Origin of the sequence: Bacillus sp. JJ1764, assembly GCF_036962145.1 — a bacterium.
GTDB lineage: Bacteria > Bacillota > Bacilli > Bacillales > Cytobacillaceae > Neobacillus.
Genome location: NZ_JBALNY010000212.1, coordinates 1,984 through 2,495, shown reverse-complemented (window position 1 = coordinate 2,495; position 512 = coordinate 1,984). Strand labels below are relative to the sequence as shown.

Here is a 512-nt window from a genome sequence, read left to right as displayed (position 1 = left end):
TACAAGTAGGGGGTGAACAGTTTAGTTGACGGAATCGAGTTCCACGGGTGCAACGTTCTACCCGACTACCGTAATAATGAGACCATATTCAAAAAGGTCAACCAGAAAAAGCTGACTAACCTAATATTACGAACGGGTGCTGTTTCTATTGGCACAGGACTATCAATGTACAAGTAAACATATATAGAAAAAAGAAGCAAGAGAAACTTGCTTCCATAAATTTAGTTGTTTAATATAATAGTTTCTTTATCGTTATTCTTATAGGTAACTGTCAAAATATCTTTTTCAGATTCATTCTTGAAAGTATAATTTTTTAGCCCATTAGAAATGGAGGTGTTAATAATGGTTTTATATTCTAAATCTGTGCCTTTATTTGAAAACTGAAGTTGAGTTATTGGATACTTTTCATTGAATTTAGTTGATTGCCATCCAGCAATTGGTTCAACATTTCCATTGAAATCCTTTAACTCGGTAACATGGTTGAGTTGTAGTAATTCAATCTTTAAATCTTC

The 512-nt window shown here is 32.8% G+C and carries 1 pseudogene; it reads right to left on the bottom strand.

Annotated elements, in window-relative coordinates:
• Positions 1-221: 221 nt before the first annotated feature.
• A pseudogene (locus V7083_RS22200) lies at positions 222-512 on the bottom strand (hypothetical protein); the annotation flags it as partial.